Consider the following 23660-nt stretch of genomic DNA (forward strand, 5'->3'; position numbering starts at 1 on the left):
TCATACTCCTTTCTCGACGAAGCCTCTGGCAAGAAGCCCTGTATTCGTACTGCTGCTGGCATAAGTAACTCCCGCAGATACTAGTTTATTTAACTGCTCTTCTACAGACGGTGTATCGAGATCCGTTCCCAGTACGTAGCCGATAATCTCCAGATGTCTTCCTTCTTGTTCAGCCGCCTGCTTGGCTTCCACGATTGCCGGGAGCATGACCCCGACCGGATCCTCGTGCGCTCCGTATCCAAGTACGAAGTCCATCACGATAACGCCAACCGACGGATCTTTAGCTTCCTGCTTGAATCTGGCAATCCGGGAAGAAGGATCGATCATCGGATGAGGCTTGCCGTTGGTGAACTCGTCATCTCCGAAATCGATAAACGTGTGGCCCTGACTGACGTGAATATCCTGCAGCCGGTACTTCGGATCCTTCGGAATATTGCTATACACATCCTCGTATTGCTCCATCGCCAGGTACATGGCTTCGTCGCACAGCGTCCCGCCGCAGAACAATCCACGGATGTATTTTTGCTCCGGCGTCAGCTTGGCCTTAATCTCCTCAATGAGGGGCAGATTCAGCGGATGCTTATCGATGGTGCTCTCGTCGACGCCCGAGAGGATAACGGCTTTTAACGCCGCTTCTTTCGTCGTTTTGGCGAAATGACCGCCAGCGTTTACCACTGCTTCTTCCGTTCCGCCGATAAAGCACACCACGACAGGTTTGCTCATGTTCTTGATCTCGGCGAGCACCTTCTCCTCCACGCTCTTGGCTGGTGGCTTCGAAACCAGGACAATAACCTTGGTCGCTTCGTCTGCATTCAGGGCTCTCATGCCGTCCAGCATCATAATGCCGCCAACGCGTTCGCTTAAATCGCGTCCCCCCGTGCCGATCAGTTGGGAGATCCCGCCGCCAAAATCATGAACCCGAACGCTGACCTCCTGGCTTCCCGTTCCGGATGCGCCTACGATCCCGATGCTTCCCGGACGCACTTGATTGGCAAAGCACAGCCCTACGCCTCCGATGATGGCCGTACCGCAGTCCGGTCCCATCATGAGCAAACCGCGCTCATGCGCCATGTTCTTGAGCTCGATCTCCTCTTCCACGCTGACATTATCGCTGAACAGCATGACGTGGAGATCATTCTCCAATGCCTTTCTGGCTTCTCTGGCTGCGAACAGTCCGTTTACAGAAATGACGGCCAGCTTGGCCGAAGGAAGATTTCTCGCGGCCGAGTCAATTGTCGGGAACGTGAGCTCACTGTTTCCTGCCTCGCTTCCCTTGCTGTTAAATAGGGCTTCGACGCCTTCGTAAGCGCTTTCTACGAACTCCTCAGAGACCGCTTTAATGACGATCATCAGATCGCTTCCCTTGGCTTCCTCGAGCTCCGGGGTCATGAGACCAACATTGGCCAGTACTTCCTTGTTCATCTGCGTTCCCATTGCGATAAATGCCTGATCCACGCCATCTAATTGATTCGCTTTGGTTGACAGTGACATCAGTGAGACGGAATCAAAGTACGTATTCTTTTTAATCACAACTTTAGTCGACATGCTTTACCTCCCATTTCTTTCTATGCTTAGCTTCAAGCCATTCACCAGCCCCAGCGCGATATCCGTTCCTGATGTAGAACCGATATCGAGTACCCTGGATAAGCTGGATATAACTTCAGTCTTACTGCCATGGATCATATGGTGGATGAAATCTCCTATGGATTCCCTTACCTGGCCACTTGCGGCTTTCTTTAAAGCCATATAGCTAATCGGATTGCTCCTATCAGCCGCTGCTGCCACAATCTGTTCGCACTCATGGCGGATCTTGAACAGCGGACCATTCGTTAGATTCATAACGGTAAACAAACCTACCAAAAAATCGTCGCCCGACGGAGTCAAGCCCGGACCCAAGCCCATTAGTTGAATTGCATAATGAGATGCAAGGCTGGCTTCACCCTTGGATAGTGCATGGAGAAGTCCATTGGAGCGCTCCGTCAGCAATCTCTTCATTTCCTGATCAAAAGGATTTGCGGTCTCTGCCGATTGCTTCATCCCGCCGGCCTTGCCATGAGCTTCAATCCATAACTGGGCTGCAGCTACATGGTTTCTTAAGATTTCTTCTTCTTCCGGATAGGATGGGAGCTTGCTCCGCCATACATGGACTTGCTGAAGCATAACAGCTGCATTCTTCCCTACGTATAACCGCTCTCCCTCCGCATAGACCTGATCTCCAATCGCCAGCCCCTTTTTCGAAAAGCTGTCGATGTCCGTGATCAGCGTATTCGGAGCATTGTCCACACTGTCAGTGGCAATCGTATATAATTCACCGTTCGGACACTTCAGGTTCACCGTTCGATCAAAGATGCTGTGTACCGTCCCATGAAATTTCAAGCTTCTTATTTGTTGAAGAAACCCCGCATCGCAAGAGATGGCTGCGCTTACAACACAAGCGGCTTCAGTACTGGTTTTCTTCTCGCAGCTTCCCGTTATATCGCCTCCTTAGCTTACAAATGGACAAGTGCTGTCTTTTGTCAGGCTATCCCTTTGAATGTTTCATTCACCTTGGATCGGCCATGCCTTAGTTGTGGATAAATGACCTTAGATGCTATACTGAATTCAAAATTAGCCAATATATAAACGTCGAACATATAACAGGTGAATGACTTTCCACTGTCAAAAGGATATTTTGTGAATTATATCACAGTTGAAGTTGCGAACCGCTCCTGACACCCTTATTGTAATCCAGGGCTACACTCCGGTCATTGTACAGCGAAACTAAAAACATCGCATATTCACTGTGCACATTGCACAATGAGAACAAAAACAAAGGTGTGTGTTAAGAATGCTTACCATCAGGGACATCCTTCAGATCAAAGCGATCGAAGGCATTAAACTCGTTGCAGGTGCGGCAGGAATTGATCACCAAATATCCATTGTAAATATTATTGAAAATCCGGATGTATTCGATTGGCTGGCTTCGAATGAGCTGCTCTTATCCACCGGATATATTTTTAAAGATAGTGAGGAGCTGCAGAATCGGGTCATTCATGAATTGGCCGCGAACAATTGCGCGGGACTGTGTATCAAAATGAAACGCTATTTTGACCGAATTCCGCAAAACATGATGGATCTGGCGAACAAGTATGGGCTTCCGCTACTGGAGCTCCCTTTTGAATACACGCTGTCCAAGGTGATCGCGATCATTAATGAGAAGACCAATGCCGATTATGACGCGCTGAATCGCAGATCGCTCGACCTGCATAATGCGCTGTTCAAAATTCCGCTGGAAGGGGGCGGCATCGAACAAATTTCGGCGGAGCTAGCCGACATCGTCCATAATCCGATCCTGATTCTTGATCGGGATTGGAATTTGCTCTGCTATACAGATCATCCGGATAATAAGTCGCCGCTGCATGAGTTCTTGTCGCTCCAGAAGAACAGGCCCATCTTCCCGTCCGAGTTTACCGAGGCGATCCCGACATATGTAAGCGAAATCAAGAAATCGATCCAGCGCGACTACGATCACAAGCATCAAACCTTCAAATGCCGCATCATGCCGATCTCGGTGTCCAGCCATGTGTACGGATACATCGTCATCTTCCAAACCGTTCGCAAGCTGACCGAAGTCGATAATTTGGCGTTAGAGCACGGCTCTACCATTCTGGCCCTCGATCGCATGAAGGCGAAAGAGCTGGAGGAAGTCAAGCTCAAAATCCGGAATGACTTCTTTGACGACTTGCTGTCCGGCAACATCACTTCGACCGAGACGCTGCACTCGCAGTCGGATTTACATGGGCTGAATATCAACTATACCTATTACTGCATGGTCGTTCATATCGAACCGACCCTTCTGGAAAGCTACAAGGATATCGTGTACCGAAAATACGAGCTGGAACATATGGTGAAGAAGTGCGTTAACCTGATCCACGGCTTGTCCAGTAAAACGAACGGGGAGCTTACGTGTTACTACCGAAGCCAGCAGATCATCATATTAGTCGGGAAGAATGAGAATAAACCGCCGGTTACCGTCAACGAAACGAAAGCTTTCGCCCATGAGCTGGTAGAGTTACTGACCCGAGAAATGAAGAAAACGCAGTTTCTTATCGGCATCGGCAGCCAGTACAAAACATTCTCTTCCCTGCATCGAAGCTTCTTCGAAGCCCAGGAAGCCATGCGATTGATGCAGCGATTCAAAGACATTCGGATCATCTCCCATTTCGAAGATTATGCCGTCTATCATTTTCTCGATTCCAATATCAAGCCTGCCGAGATGGAAGAGTTCTTCCACAACACGCTTGGCGTCATCCATCACCATGATCAAACGTTCAACACCAGCTTTATCTCTACGCTGGAATATTATTTCATGCACAATCAGAATGTGACGGAAGCCGCCAAGGCGATGTTCATCCACCGCAACACCTTTATCTATCGCGTCGACAAAATCAAAGAACTCCTGAATTCCAACTTAAAAAACGCGGATGAGCTATTCCAGATTCAATTGGCGCTCAATCTCTATCGGCTGCTGAATAAAGGATAGTCCACGGCAAAAAGACGTGATTGGAACGATCGCTGGGGGAGCGGTCAGTTGAGTGCTTACGGAGGTGTTGGGAGTGTTATATAATGAGCTGCTTAAGTCGGCAATATTATTTGCTCGTTAGCTTCTCGTATTTTTTAGCTGCCATCTTGCCCGGATAAGAGTCTTCCCTGGCTTCATAGTAAATGATGATTTCTTCACCAACTGTAAATTTTGAGGAATCAATCTTACTTACCCATGCGACTTCCCTATATTCGCCAGATTTGATCACTTCTTGTGTATCTTTATTTAAATCCCCCTCTGTTAATTCGGCTATGAGTAGTATTCTGTTATTTTGGGTATCGATTTCCTTTACGACTCCTTGCATCTGTTGGTAATCGGATTCGACAATATTACAAGCACTCAATATAAATAGGAGACAGTATGTTACTAACACCCATTTTGTTTTCTTCATTGGTTTGCTCCCTGAATTTCAGATAGTTGACGGACTCTAGGAAAATGCCAATAACTCGGGCTAAAAAAATAATATTCATAACGAAACCTTCGTTCTATGCTAATGTAAAGTGCGCTTGCGGCAGTGAACAGATTAAAGAAAGCCTTGAAAGGCATATGCCTTTCAAGGTCTCGAACCTATATCTTTTCAACTGAAATTGAATTACAGACTATCTCAGCATTAAGAGGGGGCATTAGAATTTTACAGTTCAACAATCGATGGCCTTCACATTGAACTTCTGTAACTTCGATATCTTGTAGAAAATAAGGAATTTGTGGTCTGGTCAACTCTCTTAATGGTTTAGTCCTATCATCTACACTTGTAAGAAAGGAAAATTTAGAACATCCCGTAAAGGACAATTTGACGTTAAACTCAGTGTCCTCAAAAACAAGTGTTAATTCGTCACCAAAAAAACTCGAATCAAATTTTAATACTCTAGCATCCCAATAGTGCATTGCTTCAATCTCGCTCAGAATTTTTTCTACTTTCACTGTATCACCTCATTTTTTATATGGAATATGAGCATCAGGACTTTTTCTGTCAACCACATTTAGATTCACATCGATTGGGTTACCACTTTCATCAAACAAATGAACATGGTCATATTTGGTGACCTTATCGGGTGGGTCGATCCTCATGCGAATGTTTCCATTTACATCTCTAATATGAACAAAACCGTTATTATCAGTATACTCCCAATTGTTTGGCAAGCTATCCAAGATTTCCTGCTTGGACATATTAGGAATGCTATCAGCATTAATGTTTCCTGCGAAGTTGCCGACAGAATTACCCTTCCCCCCATCTCCACCCGAATCATGTTTCAGGTGCGGGTGATTCTTCACCCCGATCCGGCGCGTGGCTAAGCCAGCGATGGTCATGGCTGCTTGCTGTCCGGCAAAATTGAACGCTCCGCCTGACGCCTCGACGTCTGCGGCGAATTTCTCCTGGGTATCGGCATCAAAGATCATTTTGCCTCCCCAAACCGCCGTGTCGATAATCTCTTCCGCCGTCCCGATGGTAGCATTATAGGCCATGTCCTTTGCAGTGCCAAGCGGGTCTTCAACCAAGGATGTCGCCGTATCCTTCACGGAATTTGCCACGGACTTCGCCCCGGTCTGCAGCCCCTGCCAGAAGTCCCCCGCATGGTCCCAGAACGTTTTGGACTCGTTAGCGGCGCTCGCTGCAGCTGCCGCAATCATGAGATCTTCATGCATATCGGCTGAGATAAACCGAAAGGCAATCGTCTTCAACTCCTGGCCGATGATCCTGAGATGTTCAATCGTTTTATTCATTTCGCCATGGGCGTGCTGAAAATCTTCGAAAAACCGCGAACGGGTCGTTCCTTCCCACGATGACATCATATACGTAATCTGCTGGTCCAGCCGATTCTTGGTTGTTTCCAATTCTTCCGCTGCTCTGGCGGCTTCCTCCGATACCCGAATCAGCACCTCGGGCGGGACAAGTATTCTAGGCATTTGCATCCTCTCCAACATTTCATTGGACCTTATTGTATCCGCCTTCTAGGATATGGAAAAGGTTCCAGAGTCCTTCATATCAAAAGGCATTGGAGTTTACAAGTGGAAGATAGGGGCCTTTCATGTTCTAATATGGTTCAGAAGCCCCAATCAGCGAAATACCTCTAGTTTAGATAGCCTCAGCTTTAACAGTTTCGTGCATCCCTTAATAAAATAGCTCACAAAAAACGCACCTCCTATAGAGATGCGTTTTTCACTGGTGATGCTATGTAGGAGCCCGCGTAAATGGCCTATTGGAACCTATAACTTAATTACGCCTTTACTGGTGATGCTCAAAACCCTGACCTCATCAATTCGCTTAGTACAAAAGCCAGATGTTTTTCGGCCAAACGCATATGGCGGTAAAAGGTGGCTCTGCTCATATGGAAGGATGCTGCGAGCTGGTTTTTGTTCCGGTCCTTACGCAGATAACTTGCGATTAGAATTTCCTTCTCCAATACTGTCAAAGGTTCCCTCGAACGTGGGTCGGCCAGAATCTCTTGGATTATGGTTCTCACCTGCGCCCCGCTCCAACCCAACCGCCGCATGACAGGGAGTTCCTCCAGCTTGTCCGGGTCGAACAGTCCATCCAGTATTTGCTTCATTTCGCTTCTATCAATGGCCGGAGGAACCTCATCTTCCCGTGGATATGTCGGTTGACCTGCTGCTATCTCCGTTTGCCGGATGATTCGCTGAATCCACTGATCAAAGGTCGTTTGCCTAAAATCAAGCTCCCATTTCGTCAATTCGATGCCCGCAAATCCCGTCGCTTTCCCGCACGCTTTGAATCCCAGAATCGACAACAAAGAATTCAACTGCGGATCCCCCGCCGCCAAAATTCCCCGCAGGCCGCCAGTCATGTGAACCAGCCATTGCTGCATCAGCAAGGCGCCCAGCTCTTCGGGACGATACAAGGACTGTTCGGAGTTTACCGCGGATAACAGCACGAATATCGTATCGGCTGCCTCCGGAGGAAGCCGATGCAGCAAAGAAGCTTCCTCCCCCAACATTCCCCTGCACCCAGGCGCGTATCGTTCCAGCAATGGCAAACTCAAGGCATGCAGCCATACGCCTGCGCAAAACGCCAGCGGCATCCCTTTTTCGTCCCGCACGATAAAGATTCCATCAGGAAAATGAGCTGCAATCTCCTTCAGCAAAACTGGGCAATCGGCAGGTTTAACCAGTTCGGACTGCCAGTCAGAACCCTGAATTGACGCCTTCAAAAAGCGCTGCAAATACGGCAGATCCTCTTGCCGGAACGGCTTCTGCTCGCCGGGTTTCAGGCTTGATGAGAAATTGGCATAAGCATGGGTCGAAGGCAGAAATTCGCGGTACAGTTCCAAGATATGGGCGCTTATACGCATCTGCATCCGTTGATCGACCGAATGGAATCGTTCCGACAGCAGGACGAACGCCTGATGGCGAACCGCTTCGAATTGTTCGGGATTTCTGCGCGCGAAATCATCCCGCAACATTCGAGCGACGACCTGGCGCAGCGATATTCCATCCACCGTATCCCGTACAAACGAAAGTCCCCTCAGCTGGTAATAGTCCACCCCTTCCACGGGAGCGTCCAACAACCGGTTCAGCAGGTTCTCGTCAGCTACAGGCAGAAGCGACAAAACCGTCAACGCACGGTACACGCCAGGAGAAGCCGATTCCCGCAAAAATTCGGCGCTCAAAACAGCCGGCACTTCTCGCCATACACTCCTCTCTTCCGCAGATTCGGAAAGCAGCATATCCACGGTCAAGGCAAGCGACAACGGATGGCCTTCCGTCTTCTCGGCAATAGCCCTTTGCAATTCCGAAGACAAGCCGCTGCCGCCTAAATAATCGTAGACCTCTTCTCTCGTAAACAGCCGCAAAGGGAACCTTCGCAATTGGGACTTCCATTCCGGATTCGTCTGCCACTTGAGCGGCAGTCCATTACGTGAGGCACAGACGATCAACACGCGGGCAGACTTCAGCCCGGGAAGAAATCTGGAGAACAACCAGCCTTCCAGCTGCGCGATCTCCTCACAATTGTCTATGAACAACACGGTACGCTGAAGCTGAAGCTCGTTAACGATATAAGGCAGCAGGGCCAATTCCGGATCCCTGGTTCTTCCATATTCTGTTGCAAGACTCATCTCCAGACTCGCCAGAAAAGCGCCCGACGTCGCTAAACTGCCTTGCCCGTCCAGCCAAAGGGAACGTACCGAGGACTGCCTTGCCATGCGGTCCATTTGAAGCAGCAGCGTTGTTTTGCCCATGCCCCCAATCCCTGATATTGAAAAAATGAATGGCTCTGCATTGGAATCCTCCAACCAATCTGTAAAACTCTCCATTTCCCGTTCCAAACCGATGATGCGATGTCTTAAAATCTTCTCCATCCGTTACATCCTCACTTCATCCGCTTCTCGCCCATTGAATCTTATAACTAATAAACCTGCTATTTTTTTATACTATACTATGTTTCGAGTCTACGAATAGGCTCAAAAACAGAATAAGCGCTAAAAAAACGCGCACATTCTTGGTTGGAATGTGCGCGTCAGCTATTTAACTGCAATTAGTTCATGAACTTCAAGTAGAGCAGCATTCGGTTTAAGAGAACGGTGCTTTGGGCGCGCGTGGCAAACGCCTGCGGTGCGAACGCAGCATTCCCAACGCCTTCGATCATGCCCGCGGTCAGCAGCTCGGCAACCGGTCCCTTAGCCCACTCGGATACCTGGGCATGATCCGCGAAGCGTTCCAACGCGGAGACATCCTGCGACGGAAGCTCGCCGGCATATTGGACGGCTCTGCCCAGCATAACCGCCACCTGCTCTCTCGTAACCCCAGCGTCCGGTCGGAACGAACCGTCGGCGTAGCCTTCAATCAAGCCGGCAGCGGATGCGGCTCCTACCGCACCGGCATACCAAACTTCTTTTGGCCACACGTCCGAATAGGCAGAAAGCTGCGGCTTCTCGGAGAGTCCGAGCGCACGCACCAGCATCGCGACAAACTCGGCGCGGGTCACCGTACGGTTAGGATCAAAGGTGCCATCATCCGATCCATTCACGATGAGCTTGCTCGCCATCCGCTCAATGTCGTTTTGCGCCCAATGTCCCTGGATATCCTCGAAGGTTCGGTTAGAGCGAACCGCGGTGTACACACCGTTATATGGGCCATAAAAAGTCGCTGTCTCCCCTTCAAAAACGGAAGGGATGAAGCGCAGCTTCCCTGCATCATCCACCCACACGACGGTGGAGCGGTCGGGTTCTGCCGCAGCGTTCAGCAAGAATGTCCGCTCCAAGTAAGTGTCTTTCGCTTCGATTCTTACATCGCCGTCACTGTATAGCTCAAAGCTCGTTGGCGTAGCCAGCATATTATACCCTTGACGAGTCAATAGCTCATCCAGCTGACGGCTTGAGGAATCCGTCATTTTCGCAATAACGACCGTTGCGGTCGCTTGTTTCGGGAGGTCACTTAGCATGTGCAGCGGAACGCTGTAGCTTGCCTCGTTCACCCCAAACCGAATGATGGCATTCGGTTTCGCCGCAAGGAGAACTTGCAGCGCTTCAGCCGGAAGGTCTACCTTCACCACCGGATCCTCATTGTCGATGTCGATGACGATATCGTTCCCGCCAGCGACCCATGACCGAATCAGTTCGGAGCCCGGCATCAATCTCAGAACCGTGCGCCCGTCATACTCCTGCTCTTTTTTAGTGGTTACCCGAACTTGTTGACCATTGATCATTACGGTCATCCTTGGATCCGGTGCAGGAATAGGAGCAGGCGCAGGAACAGGAGGAACCCAGCTATAGGTTGGAGGTTCCGGTTTAGGGATATAGACAGCGCTCAGATCGATGCGTCCTACGTCGACCGTCTCCCCAGCTAAAGCATTCACGGTTGTCGCATAATCGTTATACGTCGCTGCTGTCACCGTGAGTGCATGGCGGCCTGCCACTACGTTATTCAGGGCGAATCTCCCATTGATATCGGTCATATCCTTCACTCCACCCATCGATACCGCCGCACCAACCAGCGGTGTGTTACCTGTACCGTAGACTGCACCGATCACCGTCCCCGTACTCGCTGGAGCCGACTGTACCGTCACAGCGGCTACAGCCGTGTACCCGCCATCGGCAGTTGTCACCGTGACCACCGTTGTACCTCCAGTGATTGGTGTCACCTCGCCGCTCTGATCCACCTCGGCGACGGCCGGATCGCTGGAAGTCCAGGAAACCGCCGGATTCGTTGCATTCACTGGTGTAACGGCGGCTGTCAGCTTCTGCGAAGCACCTCCTGCCGTAAGAGTCAATTCCGTCTGATCCAGCGCCACTCCCGCCACGTGGATCTGGTCTCGGATATGTACGGCTTCCACCTGTACGCTGCTCCATGCCTGAATGAGTTGCTGTGCATCCAGCTCAAATACCTGAAGATATTGACCCGGAATCGGATCCAAAATGTCCGCTCCTAGCGAGTACAAGACCGCTTCGCCAGGCAGCGCCTCACCCACTAGAGGACGCACACCGGCATTTGACCCGATCAGATAAGAAAACGTATGTCCTGGGTCGCCCGGAACCGCCGTCACGCTTGTCGAACCGTTCGCTCTGCCTGGACTAATAGCAAGCCCACCGATATCCGGTGCAGGTTGATCCACGTTCAGGGTCAATACCGCGCTGGCGATGTTCCGGCCTGCATCGGTCGCCGTAACCGTAACCGGGAACGTACCGCTCACCGTAGCGCTGCCTTCGATCGCGCCAGAGGCAGTCATCGATAGGCCATCGGGAAGTCCGGAGGCACTCCAAACCAGTCCTCCTCTTGCGCCATCGAAAGCATCAATCGCAATCGAATAGGGAACGTCCTTGACCGCCCTCGGCAGGTCGATTGTCAAGATGACAGGGCGCAGATAGGGATAGCCCCCATTGACGCCAGTATTGACGGACCACGTATCCGCGAAATCCCAGCCGCCATAATTGGAGGCTGTCTTCATTTTGTCGGTGGTTAGACCTGTGAGATGAGGAGGTCCTAGGTTATCCCCGCTTCCGATGCCGATGGTTTGGGCCGATGCCGTGTTATCGTAATACGAGGCGTTGATCGATGCATACGTCATGATTCCGATAAAACCGCCCGCCGTGTAATATGTGACGTTTCCGGAATGCATGACCGCTGCCGAAGAATAACTATTGGCGATCGTTCCGTATATCAATTGTCCGGCCAATCCGCCGCCAAAGAAAAAGTAATCGCCTCCGGTATACGTGACCGTTCCGGTGGCATACGAGTCCTTGATGCTGCCCGATCCCTGTGCACCGACCAGCCCGCCGGCATACTGATTGGGGGCATCGCCGCTCTTAACGGCAGCAGATGAAGATGAGCGAAGAATGGTCGAATCGCCATAGGCCGTCCCGACCAACCCGCCTGCTACGCTCACGCCGCCAGTACCCGCATTACCGCTTGTAATCGTGCCCTGCGAATGCGAGTTGATAATGCTCCCGCCCACCAGGTGTCCCACTAATCCGCCAGCATAGTTGCCGCCATAGACTTGTGCCGAAATGCCCAGGTTACGGATGGTACCCGATACGCGGCCGAAGAAGCCGACAAACTGCAGAGCCCCCCCATTGATGGTGAGGCCTTCGACCCGGTGTCCCCTTCCGTCGAAAATACCACTGAAGACAGTCGCTTCATCGGCTATGGGTACCCATTCGTATCCGGTCATATCGATGTCGCCGGTCAATCGGATATTCCGATCCAGGTAAGATGCTTGATTCCGATTGATATAAGCCAATTCTTCTGCGGTCCCAACCCACACCCAACCGTCCGCTTCGGACGGGGCCGAGTCGTTACCGGCCCGGACCACAGGCAGAGCGGAAGCCAAGGGAGCAAGCACCATCGAAAAAATGAGCGTTACTGCCAGAATGATAGACATTTTTTTCATAAACAGGTTTCTCCTTTGCATCAGTACAATCATCGATGAGTCATAGAAACACGCGGTGATCTGATAAATTTCAACATCTTCAATTAAGTGTAAACCAACAATGGAACAAGGACTGTCTCAATTTTGTTTCAAGTTCATACGAAGACGGTTATAACGGAAAAACCGAGCGAATCAGGGAGTCGCCCTGAGTTTTCGTCCGGTTGAGATGTTGCTTGAGGTTCCATTGCTTTTACGATGATTCCGCAACATCCATCAAACAAATTTGTAGGCGGAACCTTTAAAAGTTACACCGCTTTCACATAACGAAACCCCTGTGCAGCAAACGCCCCCGTCGTTGGAAGTACGATTTTTTTATTATCTTCGCTGAAAGAGCCTCCTTCTGCATCAATGCGAGAGTAATGTCTCATGATTACATATCCATGGTTGCAGTTTGGGCAGACACCTATATTAATGACGTAGGTTTCTTGAAGATCATGGGCTTCATTGTGTTTGAAAATATCATATCGATTGACGATGTCTATAAAAGCGTTAAAATTATCGGATTGGATTTCTTGAACAAGAACATCGTGGAGCTCAGTGACTCTCTCAAAAGTGAGCTCTCCCAGCTTGTGTTCTGTCACATACGCTCGTTTGCATGCCGTACAATGCAGCGTGCCCTGCTGGGAGAACCAGCCTGGAAATGTGCTACCTAACAGGAATCCGACAAGGCTCAAACTCCAACTGAACCAGTTGGAAACTGAGGATGAATTCATTTCAATGACCTCGCCGCCACGGTGTATGAAGCTTGTTTCATCAGTCTTCATTTTAAAGGCAAGGTAATTGGGAAACGTGAGGACATTTTCCTGCTCATCAGTGTAGTTGCGGATAGGTTCCCCTTTAAACTGATGATTGATCGTATGGTCTTCAGTTACATACGTTGTTTGATATTCACCATATTGAATCAAGAAAAAGGTGATGAACGCCATGAGTAATGAAACCGCATAATGTCTCCTGGACGGCTTATAGCCTCTACTTACGATTCGCCAAGTATAAACCGACGTTGAAATCATACCCAAGGCAATCGCCCCCAAAGGAAAAACGAACAAGATGGAATACGAATATAAATCGAAGTCCGTCAGACTCAATATGCCGAGGGCAATGACTACCGACAATAACATTCCGATTAGACCGATTAGGTATGCCGGTAGAGCCTTCTTTGCGTGCTGCTCACTCTTGTTAATCCTAAAACTCATGGAATCACCTTCGATTTAAAGTGGATTCCATATTTATTCGCTAACCTTCCTGTAACTCCTCTAAGAGCTGCTCCGCCTCTTCTGTTAATTCAGTAAAACAGCCACAAAAGGGTTACCTTCCGTGGCTGTTTGCACTTGCTCATATTTCGTTTCACTGACCCTCAACTAGCTCTTAATAAACACAATCTTCACGCCAACCACCTGATCCTGCTCATTCACAGCCTTATACACGCCGTATGCACCATCGCCCATGCCGGTTCGAGATACGACGCCTCCATCCAGAACGCCCGCTTCTTCCCCACTCTCGGTGATATCGCAGCACGCGTAATACCATCCCGTATCCGAGGTGTCCGATGTCGAATCCGCGTCAGGAATCCGGTACTTTTGAATATCAAAAATTCCAGCCTGCCCGCTGTCCACCCCAGCTATAAAAGGACACTTGATCCACTCCAGGAATGCCCCCCGTTCAGCTGCCAAATGATGGTAAGCCGTTAGCTTGGCGTTGGCTTCGCCCCAATCCGGGATCTCCACCTTCTCCACTTCCCCTACCCATGTTCCATTCAATACGCCTTCCAACACGCCCATAATAATAATGTTCGTATCCAATTCATAACATGGATCCGCGACAACCACTTGCCCGGAATTCACTTCAAAATCGCCCAGTTGAATGATCAATGAAGATACCTCCAATAACTCCGTATGATGGTTTTATTTTAGCACGTATGATGCGGAGAGTTTAAATGGGGTTCCTGCCTCTAATTTGACATGCCTCCTGAATCTTATTGCAAAGCTTCCGCAAGGATGACTTCCTTCGTGTGCTCCGCCTGGCTCAGGATGTTCGACTCGATGTATATCTTGATTTCGATTATAGAAAAACCGCTCCAATATAACCGAAACGAAGGAGCGGTTTGTATACAATAATTTTCAATTAGTGAATCAATAAATCTACCTTAGACAAAACCTCATTCAAGGTCTCCTTAGGAACTCTGCAAATAAACTTGGCTTGGCGAGATTGCCAATCGAGACTCTTGATTTGATCAGAAAGAATAACCCCTTCTATCGGTAAATCCTGAGGAATAACAACCTCAAATGGGTAGCCTTTAGCCTTGGAAGTAACCGGACAAAATAAGGCTAAACCGACCTTACCGTTATACGTTACAGGTGAGAGTACAAGAACTGGCCGTTTCCCCGATTGCTCATGACCAGATTGAGGATTAAACTGAATCCATACCAAGTCGCCACGATCAGGAATGTATTGTTCTTTTACCATGACTCCCGTCCTTGCGGCTCACCCGTTTGAACCTCGGAATGGATATTATCAGGCGTTATTTTCGAAAGTAGATCTTCCAGTGTGTTGGTCCGTGGTTTGATGACGAGATGACCATCTTCAACGTCAAGATCGATTTCTGATCCCTCCTCAAGTCCTATCTCCATGGCCAGTGCCTTTGGGATGCGAATGCCTAAACTGTTTCCCCATTTTTGAACTTGCGACATGCTACCACCTCACACAAATGTTTATACAAAGTATAAACATTATTCGGAATGAAGCCAAATTATCGACTTTTAATAAATTATACAAGATCCTTTGATTACCTCCTGAAGGCAGGATTCGTTTTCTTCTTCTTCGTCCCGCTGCACAACCACCACAAAAAACGCACCACCCTAGAGTGATGCGTTTTTCGCTGGCTCTCATATGCTACAAACCACATGTTACCTGTAGCTTGCAGGGTTACTCCGGGATATTTCCCCCGGCCACCCGGTCGCCGGAATTTCCGGATGGATCGGTTACTTCGTCATCTTCGCCGGCATGAATGATCAGCGAGCGTCCCAAAACGGAGTTCGGCTGGTTCTTTTCAAGAGTTCCATGCTGGATGATTTTCTCCGCTTCCACGGTGCCGTCTGCACCTACGACCAGATTCGGCATATCACCTACATGGCTTCCTTGCGGATGCTTGAGGCCATGATGCTTGTCGGTCGGATTAAAGTGCCCACCAGCAGATTTGAAATCCCTATCTTTGATCGCATTCTCATGCACATGGAACCCATGTTTTCCTGGTGTGAGGCCGGATGCGGTAATCTTCACCTTTACCCCGTCATTGATCTGCTCCAAGGTAGCGGAGCCAACAGACTCCCCCGCCGCATTGTACAGCTTGACTACAAGATGCCCCAGAGATTCCTCCCTGAAAGCCTGCTCCCAGAACACTGGTTGGTTAACCGGATCCGGAATCATGCGAGCGGGTACATCGCTGCTGCCGGTAGGAATCTTAGAATCCGCGGCCGCCGTTCCTTGTTTCGCAAATGGGCCGTCAGCGGTGGAGCCGTCCTTGCCGTTAACGTAGTGGCTTATTTTAGACATCGTGTGTTTCATCGCATCTAAGCTTCCTTCGGGGTTCGCAGCAGCGAACAAAATCCCTGTTAACAGCAGGGCTCCGGCCACAAATGCGCCAGCCATATATTTTAACTTGTTGGTCTTCTTTTTCACTTCATCGCCTCCTGAATGATGTTATTCATTCATCTCCCAATCCCCTGATTTTATACGTCTAAGTCGTTATTTTATGGGATATGAGGCGTTCGGTAATAGAGCCGTCATATAGAGCAGCGTGATCGTTAAAAGCCCCTACATCAAACCGTCCTTCCTTATCTACGAAAATAACATTATTGGATGACCCCATGCAGCTTCAGCTTGTTCATCAGCATGGTTCTGTACGTCTCTTGATCATAATGAGAGTTGTTGATTCGCTCCTTGTTCAGTCCGAGACTGTCCAAGATCCGATGCTCCAGCTTGCGCCGGGCTTCCAATACTTCCAGCGTCCCTTCAATGCCCTCCAGACCGTGACGTTTGCCGTATCCCTGCTGAGTGTAATAATGGACGAATCCTGTAGACCAAGCCTCCGGGCGTTCCCGGATGGCCTTGCGGAATGCGTATTCCAGATTGTCCTGTTCAATGTAGAACAAGACGGGATTCAGACCAAGGATCGCCTTTTCCAGCCCCAACACATAGTCCGTCACTTGGTCTTCCGGCGCATCATATTTCACCATGCCAACGGTCACCGGATTCTGGATAAAGCAGCACTCAAAAATCATAACGGCAGCCTCATCTAACGCCTGCTCCGCAAATGCCTCCCACCGGTCGGTGATAAGTCTCCTATTGAGGTCCAGCGGAAGTTCGTAAATATCCTGCTTGGACAAGGAATGATATAGATCATCCGGAAAAGAGGCACCGTATTCGTTCTTTAGCTTCTGGTAGGGCAGGAGCTTCCAGGTGCCTTTTGGGGCAGCTCGCTCGATCAATACTTCTTTCAAGGAGCCGGCGGCTTGCAGCAACTGCCCGAATTCTTCTTCAGTCAAACACGCCGTTCCCTCATAATCCGCTGGATGTTCAACATCCCCTTCCATCACAAGCCGGGCCTCGATGTTTCGTTCGGTTAAAATATCATAAATCATACGGGACGTCGTCGATTTGCCGAATCCCGGCAGACCCTCGACCATGATCAATTTTGTCTTCATTACAAATCCCCTTCAAATCTCAAAAATAATGGCAGCTTCAAGTTATTCTGTGCGGGCCAACTGATATCCTCTTGTTTATACAAAAAGACTGCGGATATTATCGCTCATGAAGAAGCAGCCCCGAAATCCCCAAGACAATTCCAAATAACCGTAATCGTGCGGTTCCTGACCTGTCGTCATGATGGATCCTTCGACCATGCCTCAGGCTCGTATCTATTCGCCTTTAAACTATAAACTTATCTTTTTTAACAGACTATAATGACAAAAGCGTTCCAAAAAACGAACATTAAGGCGGTAAACATGAGTAAATATATGTTATTATTTCAAGGGACTTCTTTTTCAAGCAAATCGCCCAAAGAAATTCAAGTATTAAGAGACTATCTTTACTGTATCAATGCCGAAGGCATGATTGAACGAATCGTGGCACCGGAAGACGCCGACTATCAATCCTTGCTGGATACGTATCAAGACACTGACAGTTTTCACCGACTAGAGGAAGGACAGTATTTCCTGCCTGGTTTTGTCGACTTGCATGTACATGCCCCGCAATGGGCTCAATCCGGAACCGCATTGGACATTCCGCTCTATGATTGGCTGAATACCTATACGTTCCCGCTGGAATCAAAATTCTCCGATCTGGAGTTTGCGCAAAAGGTTTACGACGATGTGGTAAGCACCCTGCTGGCCAACGGCACAACGACGGCCCTTTATTTTGCCACGGTGCATAAAGAAGCCAGCTTGTTATTAGCCCAAATCTGTGCGCGCAAAGGCCAGCGCGGACTTGTTGGAAAGGTCGTCATGGACGACCCCGAGCAGAATCCGGATTACTACCGCGATGCGGACACATCCGCGGCACTGGCGGATACGGAGGAATTTATTATCGCTGTACAGGAACTCGCCAAGACCACAAAACAAGGCGTGTATCCCGTCGTCACTCCACGCTTCATTCCAAGCTGTACCGATGAGGGGCTGAAGGGTTTAGGCGAGCTGGCAGCCAAATACGACACGTATGTGCAGTCCCACTGCAGCGAAAGCGATTGGGCGCACAGTTATGTGAAAGATCGATTCCAGAAAAACGATGCGTTTGCCTTGCATGATTTTGGCCTCCTTCGCGATAAATCGGTCATGGCTCATTGTAATTTCCTTGATGATCAGGATGCCGAATTGTTCGCTGATACCGGGACCGCGATCGCGCATTGCCCGATATCCAACGCGTATTTCGCCAACAGCGTCATCCCGGTCGCCCGCTTCCATGCCAAAAATGTCGAGATCGGCCTAGGCTCGGATCTATCCGGCGGCTTCTCGCCCAGTCTCTTTGATAACATAAGACAAGCCGTGATGTCCTCGAGAATGCTGGAAGATGGCGTGAACACCTCCCTTCCTGCGGAAGCTCGCGGGGTACCCGAGTCGCGGATTACGGTCCATGAGGCATTCTATCTGGCTACAGCCGGGGGCGGTGAAAGTCTGAGCTTGCCGATCGGCCGCATTCAAGAAAACTACGCATGGGATGTGCAGGTGATCGATACGAGACTTCCATCTGCGAAGCTGCCGATTTTTGACGAGTTTGAAGACATAAAAGATATTTTTCAGAAAATCATGTATCTGGCACGACCTGAGCATATCCGCGAGGTGTGGGTGCAAGGGGAAAAGGTACATACGCGTTAAGAAAAATAGAGGTTGTTCAAAAAGCAATTCATCCTAACATTCGAGGTGTCCAGCGGAGTGAAAACACAAGCAGAAGAGCAACATGAGACGCAAACAAAATCACAGCATTTAACGGTTCCGCCCGACGGCAAAATTTCATTCGGGAAATCCGCCATTCTCGGTTTACAGCATGTCGTTGCGATGGACGTTTATGTTGTCCCTTTCCTGATTGCCATGCTAATCGGCTTGGCGCCCAATCAGTCCAGCGCATTAATTCAATCCACGTTTATTGCGGCCGGGCTTGCCACGATCGTGCAAACGTATTTCTGTATGAAGCTGCCGATGGCGCAGGGTCCTTCCTATGTTCCACTCGGCGCGATTGTCGCCATTTATGCCGCCAGCGGCGGCGGGGAGATGGGTTGGAGTTCCGTGCTGGGGGCAAGCTTAATTGGCGCGATCCTCGTGATTATTTTGGGCTATACGGGAATTTTCAATAAAATCGTTACATCCTTCATCCCGCCCATTGTTGGGGGCACGATTATCTTTATTGTTGGTCTGTCTTTATTACCTGTTGCTATCCGAGATAATATCTATGGCGCCACGGACGCTACCATCAATCAGAACGTGCTGCTGGCCCTGATCTCGGCTGGTGCTCTCATCCTGTTCGTGATCCTGGGTTCTTTGTTCCGCACGAGAGGCGCGATATTCCGAGTTACGTCCGTCATGATCGCATTAATTATCGGATGTATCTCCGCCAACTTTATGGGTGTGCTGGATTTCAGCGCTGTCGCAAACGCCAAGTGGTTCAGCATGCCGCAGATTCCGTTTAAGGATTTTGGCTTTTCGTTCGACTTCTCGGCGATCATCACCATGATCATCATTTACCTCGTACTGCTGGCTGAAACGACGGGTACATGGTTTGCCATCAGCAACGTCATTGATAAACCGTTAACGGATAAGAACATTAACCGGGGTGTTATCGGAGAAGGCATTAGCTGCCTGATTGCTTCCGGACTTGGCTCCACGCCGGTTACCGGCTATTCCACGAATGCAGGGATCATCTCCATCACGGGTGTGGCCAGTCGCAGGGTCTTTCTTGCGGTAGGCGGATGGTTTGTCCTCTTCGGCTGCTCCGGCAAATTGGCCGCGCTGATCTCCTCGATCCCAACGGCTGTCATCGGCGGCGTATTCGCCATCGTCTGCGGCATCATCTCGATTAACGGGATCCAGGTCATGAAGAACGTAAAAATCGGGGAAAAAGAAATGTACACGATCGCCATCCCGATGATATTGACATTAGCCTTAGTGCTCATTCCGAAAGATTTCTTGTATACACTGCCTACGTTCGTGCAATATTTGTTGGGCTCACCGATTCTGGCTGCTTCGCTTGCGGCGATCTTATTGAATAAATTGCTGCCTAGTACGAAGTAAGTTGTAGGGCGAGGTAATGAGTTATATGTAAGCTTTACGGGGCTGCCCCTAAAGAGACTACGTTTGTCGTAGGCTTTGGGGGTGGTTTTTTGTGTGGGTGTTAGTGAACATCGAATAAGCTATCGTTTAAATTTCAAATTTGCATAAATGCAGGCCCCATATAGCCAACGAACCCGGTATAGGTTATTGAGCCAAATTCTCTAAAATCGCCCTTTGACCCAGGTGGAAAAAGATCCCCAGCGCCTCCAAAAACCCATAGAAACGCGAATGTATTTTACCTAACTTGAGAGAGACGTCATAATAGGCGCTCTTCTTCCATTATGGTATAATTAACCATAACAACAGAATGGCTAGTATGGGCGGTCGGCTAGTCTCCCGGAAGGGAGGTGATGCCTGTGGAGGTTAAGGATGTTTTGACATTAATGATCCAATTCGGTTCGCTGCTTGTCGCGCTGATCGGGTTGGTCGTAACGATTGTCTTAGCATTGAACCAAAACAAAAAGAAATAGGCCGCCCTAGGCAAGGGTGACGACCTATTTCTGAACCTTGTACAGCCTACCGCCCTTAAAAGCGGCTGTTGTCAGGAGTGAGGATGTTAGCAGCATCCTCACTCCACTTTATTATATACATATTGTACCATAAAATTACCCGGCATTGTAAATGCAGAAAAGTCCAAGATATCCAAAAGTACGGGAGAGCGCTTATGATAGGCGTTCTTCAAGAAGAACCATTAGCCGACTCAAAATCTTTTGTAGAAGTTAGCGTTCGAGGCCGTAAACGTCCCTATTCCATCCCGTAGGTTTTTATCCAATACCTTCAGGCCACGTGAGACGCATGCGAGAATCTTACTTCTACCAATATGTAAATGGTTTACGTCATCTTTCCATTTCCTACTTGCTCCCTCACCTCATCACTATCACTGTACTGACAGATTTGTTCGAAATGCAGGCAAGTTGTTTGTCTTACCCGTCTCGCTCAGCAAATTCCTCATGTTCGCTCTCTGAAAGGACGCCAGGTATAAAGCCAACAGTTCATCCGTCTCCTCTTCGGATACATCGAGTTCAAACACGATCAGCACATCGTCCTTCACGTAGATTTTCCAGGCATTCAGCTCTGATCCCTCATCTATCTCATGGACCGTTTCATCCATACGCATGCATCTGCGATAGTCGGACAAGCTCCACAAACTCTCATCGAAAATAGCCCAATACGGCAGCCGATCCTCGACGCCTAACTGAACAAGTGCCTTGCCAGCGAGAAAACGTTGAAGCGACCGATTTTCCAGCTGCCAGTCGGGGGAGTTCCACGCACAGAGATAGACTGGTGGATCCTCCTGATCCAGATCCTGAATGCGGATCCCGCAGTATATTACGGATTCCTCCACTTGATAGAAGATCAGAATCGCCTTATCTGTCGTAAAAAACGTGTCATTGGGAATGAACACATCCTGCAGAGGTAACGGCTCATATTGGTTATTGCACCCTTGGTTGATATATGGGGATCGTCCCAAAACCTTATAATAATCCCGCAATACGGCCGGCAACTTATAGCCAAGGCTCTGTTCCTTGAGCTGAATGTCTGCTTCCGGAATGCCGTGGGTCTCTTTATGATGCTCCCCCAGTATATGAAGAAGTCCTTCGATAATCGCTTCCATTAATTGAGTGAACCCCCTCTATGTATATACTGTTCAAGCTTCTGCAAATGCCTTCTAGAGAACCTTGATGCGACAACTCGCAACTAATCCAATCTAGTTTGTTCTATTCTTTTTAATATGTTCTCGTTAACGTTCAAAGTTCAGCATAATTTTAGACACTCATGTCCGGACACATTTCGTGTCTATAAAGATTCTCCCTCAAGTGCTAAAGCACCACTCTAGCGGCGAACCAGTTAAAACGCTCATAAACTTGGCTTGCTATAAATTGAGTGGGTCCCAACTACACCAAATACAACGGTAATAATATCAACCATGCATATAACATCCTTTACACCGGCTTTTTCATGAGGATATGTACGAATCTAAAAAGAAACAACCTAAGCACATCATTCATAAAGACTATCTAACAATCCCATGGTTATATTGTATAGTATCCCTGTTCCGGTCCCAACACAGTGCTTCAATGATCCCTCCATGTTTGGCAGTCGAACGTTAACGATCGCACCCGTCAGATGATACATTTCATAAAATGCTCCACGAGGTCCCACTATCGGATCTCGCTGCATAATCCATCACAAAAAAACGCACCTCCCATAGAGATGCGTTTTTCACTGGCATTCAATGTAACACCTTAATTCTTACCGCCATAGCCCTTATAAGTAGCGTAAACTGCATCTGCATATTGATCTGCCAGAATAGGACGGCCGTAAGAATCCGTAGCTCCCGGATACCAGTTATCTCCACCGTTGTAGTGTAATAATCCGTTGTAGATATTTCCAAACTTCGCAATCTTCTCATTTAAAATTAACGCGCCCAGATATACCTGATCTTGTTCACTGCTATGATTATACGCACGGCCAAATTTTGAGCTGAATTGAGATAAATACGCATTGCGTGTGTTTGGTTCTACCTGCATCAATCCGTCGCCGGCCGATGGACTACCTGGTAAACCTGCTCCAAAGCTGCTTTCCTTTTTGATAACAGCACTTAGCAATAAAGCAAAATCTCCGCCTTTCCCATAGGCATTGTCCGCATTCATGACATATGTCCATATATGGCTTGGAACCTCGGCAGGCTTTGTTACTGTAGGAGATGGTGAACCCGTATAAATCTTGACCGATGACATTTTGTCATTGATCGTGTCGCCAACCCAGGAAGAATCTGAAGTAAAGGTCCACTTTGTTCCTCCAAAATTATCATTCTCATATACTTCAACCGTCCAACCGCTTGGAACCTTAAGAGACGACATCCAGTCATTCGGAATTCCATTTGCGTTCAACTGAGACAGTGTATAATTGCCTATCCCGAGTGTCACTGCTTTTCCTCCATAGTTTATATCTGCATAGAATGTTACTCCGTTTGTTGTTGGTGGCGTAGTTCCGCCGCTACCGCCTTTCTGCCATAAAGCAGGAACATTGGACGGTTCCCAACCTACGAGAGAAGTGTGTGCTTGAAGACAGGAATAAGTGCTTCCACTATAGGTTACTGTGTCATTTACTGCATATGCGGTATTTGGAGCCCATGCTCCTCTAGCGGCTGCGTTTGCTGACGGTATGGCTGCACAGAACGTGGATAGAAATACTGCTAAAACTACCAAAAGTGATAAGGGCTTAAAAGGAAACCATTTATTAGTCATTTTCAAACCTCCTTGTTTTTTTATTTATCTGTAGCGCTCCCATGAGACATGCCACAGTTTTAAAAGTACTATAATCTTACTTTATTTCCATTTTCCAAATTAATTCCACAATTTTTTTAATCAGATTATGA

Annotated in this window: 20 protein-coding genes; 4 read left to right on the plus strand and 16 right to left on the minus strand. The window is 48.6% G+C overall.

All coding sequences use genetic code 11. The annotated features are described in order from the left end of the window. The gene (gene fdrA / locus ABEW73_RS21795) at window positions 1–1545 is read right to left on the minus strand and encodes an acyl-CoA synthetase FdrA (protein WP_430168965.1); all 1545 of its coding nucleotides are present in this window, start codon (window positions 1543–1545) and stop codon (window positions 1–3) included. Between the two features lie 3 nt (window positions 1546–1548). Then, window positions 1549–2376: a DUF2877 domain-containing protein gene (locus ABEW73_RS21800; protein ID WP_430168967.1), complete on the minus strand. Its 828-nt coding sequence runs from the start codon at window positions 2374–2376 to the stop codon at window positions 1549–1551. 451 nt (window positions 2377–2827) lie between these two features. Here ABEW73_RS21800 and ABEW73_RS21805 point away from each other — a divergent pair, with 451 nt between their 5' ends. After that, window positions 2828–4522, plus strand: a complete 1695-nt coding sequence (locus ABEW73_RS21805) for a PucR family transcriptional regulator (RefSeq protein ID WP_430168970.1) — start codon at window positions 2828–2830, stop codon at window positions 4520–4522. 106 nt (window positions 4523–4628) lie between these two features. Here ABEW73_RS21805 and ABEW73_RS21810 read toward each other — a convergent pair whose 3' ends face one another. The 12 genes from ABEW73_RS21810 to ABEW73_RS21865 form a co-directional block, all read right to left on the minus strand. Further along, window positions 4629–4973, minus strand: a complete 345-nt coding sequence (locus ABEW73_RS21810) for a DUF3221 domain-containing protein (protein WP_430168973.1) — start codon at window positions 4971–4973, stop codon at window positions 4629–4631. Window positions 4974–5149: 176 nt separating this feature from the next. Beyond that, on the minus strand, window positions 5150–5503 hold the full coding sequence (locus ABEW73_RS21815; protein ID WP_430168976.1) for a hypothetical protein: 354 nt from the start codon (window positions 5501–5503) through the stop codon (window positions 5150–5152). A 9-nt stretch (window positions 5504–5512) separates the two neighbouring features. Continuing rightward, window positions 5513–6487, minus strand: a complete 975-nt coding sequence (locus ABEW73_RS21820; protein WP_430168978.1) for a WXG100 family type VII secretion target — start codon at window positions 6485–6487, stop codon at window positions 5513–5515. Window positions 6488–6819: 332 nt separating this feature from the next. Continuing rightward, window positions 6820–8898 (minus strand): bacterio-opsin activator, encoded by a 2079-nt coding sequence (locus tag ABEW73_RS21825; protein ID WP_430168981.1) that lies wholly within the window; start codon window positions 8896–8898, stop codon window positions 6820–6822. A gap of 176 nt (window positions 8899–9074) precedes the next feature. Then, a complete protein-coding gene (locus ABEW73_RS21830) occupies window positions 9075–12425 on the minus strand; it encodes an S-layer homology domain-containing protein (protein WP_430168984.1) in 3351 nt (1116 codons plus the stop codon). Window positions 12426–12709: 284 nt separating this feature from the next. Next, window positions 12710–13480 (minus strand): hypothetical protein, encoded by a 771-nt coding sequence (locus ABEW73_RS21835; protein WP_430168987.1) that lies wholly within the window; start codon window positions 13478–13480, stop codon window positions 12710–12712. Window positions 13481–13822: 342 nt separating this feature from the next. After that, window positions 13823–14332 carry a DUF4241 domain-containing protein gene (locus tag ABEW73_RS21840; RefSeq protein WP_430168991.1) on the minus strand — a complete coding sequence of 170 codons (510 nt, stop codon included), beginning with the start codon at window positions 14330–14332 and terminating at the stop codon, window positions 13823–13825. A 253-nt stretch (window positions 14333–14585) separates the two neighbouring features. Then, window positions 14586–14927: an endoribonuclease MazF gene (mazF, locus tag ABEW73_RS21845; RefSeq protein WP_430168994.1), complete on the minus strand. Its 342-nt coding sequence runs from the start codon at window positions 14925–14927 to the stop codon at window positions 14586–14588. Continuing rightward, window positions 14921–15151 (minus strand): AbrB/MazE/SpoVT family DNA-binding domain-containing protein, encoded by a 231-nt coding sequence (locus tag ABEW73_RS21850; protein ID WP_006208406.1) that lies wholly within the window; start codon window positions 15149–15151, stop codon window positions 14921–14923. The genes mazF and ABEW73_RS21850 overlap by 7 nt, the downstream gene beginning before the upstream one ends. Window positions 15152–15386: 235 nt before the next feature. Further along, a complete protein-coding gene (locus ABEW73_RS21855; RefSeq protein ID WP_430168997.1) occupies window positions 15387–16139 on the minus strand; it encodes a superoxide dismutase family protein in 753 nt (250 codons plus the stop codon). Between the two features lie 173 nt (window positions 16140–16312). Then, window positions 16313–17164, minus strand: a complete 852-nt coding sequence (locus ABEW73_RS21860) for a hypothetical protein (protein WP_430169000.1) — start codon at window positions 17162–17164, stop codon at window positions 16313–16315. Window positions 17165–17239: 75 nt separating this feature from the next. Continuing rightward, window positions 17240–17362 carry a hypothetical protein gene (locus ABEW73_RS21865; RefSeq protein ID WP_430169003.1) on the minus strand — a complete coding sequence of 41 codons (123 nt, stop codon included), beginning with the start codon at window positions 17360–17362 and terminating at the stop codon, window positions 17240–17242. Between the two features lie 102 nt (window positions 17363–17464). On the opposite strand from ABEW73_RS21865, the gene guaD reads away from it, so the two are divergent. The 3 genes from guaD (at window position 17465) to ABEW73_RS21880 (ending at window position 20748) form a co-directional block, all read left to right on the plus strand. Further along, a complete protein-coding gene (gene guaD / locus ABEW73_RS21870; RefSeq protein WP_430169006.1) occupies window positions 17465–18829 on the plus strand; it encodes a guanine deaminase in 1365 nt (454 codons plus the stop codon). A 57-nt stretch (window positions 18830–18886) separates the two neighbouring features. Beyond that, entirely contained in the window at window positions 18887–20239 is a 1353-nt protein-coding gene (locus ABEW73_RS21875) for a uracil-xanthine permease family protein (RefSeq protein WP_430169009.1), read from the plus strand. A gap of 395 nt (window positions 20240–20634) precedes the next feature. Continuing rightward, on the plus strand, window positions 20635–20748 hold the full coding sequence (locus ABEW73_RS21880; protein ID WP_430169012.1) for a putative holin-like toxin: 114 nt from the start codon (window positions 20635–20637) through the stop codon (window positions 20746–20748). A gap of 407 nt (window positions 20749–21155) precedes the next feature. Here ABEW73_RS21880 and ABEW73_RS21885 read toward each other — a convergent pair whose 3' ends face one another. Together ABEW73_RS21885 and ABEW73_RS21890 are read right to left on the minus strand one after the other, a co-directional pair. After that, the gene (locus ABEW73_RS21885) at window positions 21156–21893 is read right to left on the minus strand and encodes an SMI1/KNR4 family protein (protein WP_430169015.1); all 738 of its coding nucleotides are present in this window, start codon (window positions 21891–21893) and stop codon (window positions 21156–21158) included. 631 nt (window positions 21894–22524) lie between these two features. Beyond that, window positions 22525–23529 carry a carbohydrate-binding protein gene (locus ABEW73_RS21890; protein WP_430169018.1) on the minus strand — a complete coding sequence of 335 codons (1005 nt, stop codon included), beginning with the start codon at window positions 23527–23529 and terminating at the stop codon, window positions 22525–22527. Window positions 23530–23660: the final 131 nt, after the last annotated feature.

This window comes from Paenibacillus lautus (assembly GCF_050482385.1).
GTDB lineage: Bacteria > Bacillota > Bacilli > Paenibacillales > Paenibacillaceae > Paenibacillus_AQ > Paenibacillus_AQ lautus_B.